Raw genomic sequence first — 2,131 nt, forward strand, 5'->3', positions numbered from 1 at the left:
CCCCAGCGGTCCCGGCGCCCGCTGCCGCGGCGCCCGCCGCGGCCCAGCCACCCGCGGCGACCAGCGGCCGCAAGTACGGCGCGGTGCCCCGGTCGTACAGCGCCAGCAGCGCCGCACCGGTCAGCGCGGCCAGTCGGCCGTCGGCCGCCACCAGCCGCTCCATCCGCAACCGGCAGTCCCGGCAGCCGTCGATGTGCACCGCGAGCTGCTCGGCCTGGTGCGGGCCGTCCGTACCCTGCACATGGCCGGGCAGCATGTCCCAGTGGCCACCGCACGCCGCGCTCGCCGGGGTGCCCGGCTGCGCGCGCAGGAACTCGTGGCGCAGGCTCTCCCGGGCCCGCTCCACCAGCGCGGCCGCGGCCTCGGCGGTCGTCCGCGTACGACGGGCCGCCTCCTCCGGCGACAGATCCTCCGCCTCGGCGAGCCAGAGCGCGGTGACCCAGCGCTGCGGCAGCTCGCCGAGGACGCGTATCAGCGGTTCGAGCAGCGAGGACTGCTGCGGCGGACCCCAGTTCACCGAGGCCACGGCGAGCCCGCGGATGACGCCCGTCAGTTCGCCCGGTATGGCGTCGGTGTCGATGGACTCCCCCGCGCGCAGCCTCCGCCAGACGCGGAAGTGCGCCTCGGCGACGAGGTCACCCGCCATCCAGGGGTTGCCGGTCAGGGTGCGGGCGTACCCGACAAGTCGTGGATATTCGGATTCGTAGAGCCGGGTGTACGCGGCCGCATCCGGCGCCGCGGGACGTTCGGTCATGGTGGAACAACCCCTGGGGTGGGTGCCTCGGGAGAGCGGAGTGCGGCGGAAGTTTTGTAACAGCTCCGCACGGCACCCGAGACCGAGCATGGATTTGGCAAGCCTAAATGCCGTATGTCCCCCCGAAAAACCGGTCGTGACGCACGTCACGCCCCGCGCGGGTGCACTGGCCAGTGAGCCCGTACGTCTTATGGACGTAGAGACGGCGAGGACCCGCACCGATCGCAATCGCAAGGGAGCAGGCGTTGTGACCACTGTCATCGACCAAGCAGTCCAGGCCCACCTCATCGCGTCGACCCCGGAAGCACGTGCCATCCCGGCATGCCTGCGCTACGAGCGCGACGACCCGTTCGCCGTCCGCGTCTCCTTCCCGCCCACCGCGTCCCTCGACGGTTCCGCCGTGGAGTGGACCTTCGGGCGCGAACTGCTCGCGGCCGGACTGCGCGGACCCGCGGGCAGCGGGGACGTCCAGATGTGGCCGTGCGGAACGCAGCGCACCGTGCTGGAGTTCCACGCGCCCGAGGGCATGGCGATGGTGCAGTTCGACACCGGGGATCTGCGGCGGTTCCTGGGCCGCTCGTACGCGGTGGTGCCGGAGGGGGCCGAGGGCGGGGAGCTGGACCTGGACGACGGGCTGGCGTCGCTGCTCAGAGACTGCTCCTGAGAGAAACCCTGAGAAACCGAGAGAAACCGAGAGAAATCCGTTCGCCCGGCAACCGCGTCAGTTGGTGGTCGTCGTGGCCGCGGCGGTGGTCGCCGCCGACAGCGCCGTGGCGACCGCGGCGGCGAGTCCCGCCCGCACATGGTCGACCACGCCCTCCAGCGCGGCCCCCGGCGCGCCGCTGCGCGCCTCCAGCTCCGCGATCCGCTTCCGATGCGCCTTGAGGTCCTTGTGCGTGACGACGGTCGTCAGCCCGCCCGCGGCGGCGAGCGCGATCAGCGCGGCGTCCCGCTCGGACACCTCGGCCACGGGCTGTGCCCCGTACAGGACCCGCACCGCCTCCTCCCGCATCTCCGCGACCAGCTGCGTCCGTTCCAGCCCGTACTCCTTGACCGGGAACAGGCCGAGCACCCGCCGTGAGGTCGCGCGCACATACCCGGCGGCCCGCAGCTGGTGCCGTACCGCCTTCTCCGTCAGCTGCGAGTGATGCCCCACCCAGGTCCCCCAGGTGCGCGGCCGGGACTCCTCGATCAACTCCATCAGCCCGTCCAGCGCCGGGTCCCCGGTCCGCGCGTCCGGCAGCGGCTTCGGACAGCCCTCCGCGTCGACGAGCAGCTCGCGCTGCGCGAGTTCGGTGAGCGCCCCGGCCTGGACGAGATAGCCCGGATGTGTGACGGGCTTGCCGGTGCCCGGGTCGAAGGCGAGCAGGTAGAGGG

The 2,131-nt window shown here is 72.6% G+C and carries 3 protein-coding genes; 1 reads left to right on the forward strand and 2 read right to left on the reverse strand.

What is annotated here, in order from left to right:
• Positions 1-754, reverse strand: a 754-nt coding sequence (locus tag SSOG_RS09045) for an RNA polymerase sigma factor (RefSeq protein ID WP_009713911.1), incomplete at its 3' end; no start/stop codon positions are given.
• Positions 755-1,001: 247 nt separating this feature from the next.
• Here SSOG_RS09045 and ssgD point away from each other — a divergent pair.
• Positions 1,002-1,418 carry a spore wall synthesis regulator SsgD gene (gene ssgD, locus SSOG_RS09050; RefSeq protein ID WP_009713912.1) on the forward strand — a complete coding sequence of 139 codons (417 nt, stop codon included), beginning with the start codon at positions 1,002-1,004 and terminating at the stop codon, positions 1,416-1,418.
• Positions 1,419-1,475: 57 nt separating this feature from the next.
• Here the strand turns inward: ssgD and SSOG_RS09055 are convergent.
• Positions 1,476-2,131 (reverse strand): GOLPH3/VPS74 family protein (locus tag SSOG_RS09055; RefSeq protein WP_063631546.1); only part of this gene is annotated, 656 nt, incomplete at its 5' end.

The sequence above is a fragment of the Streptomyces himastatinicus ATCC 53653 genome, assembly GCF_000158915.1.
Taxonomy (GTDB): Bacteria; Actinomycetota; Actinomycetes; order Streptomycetales; family Streptomycetaceae; genus Streptomyces; species Streptomyces himastatinicus.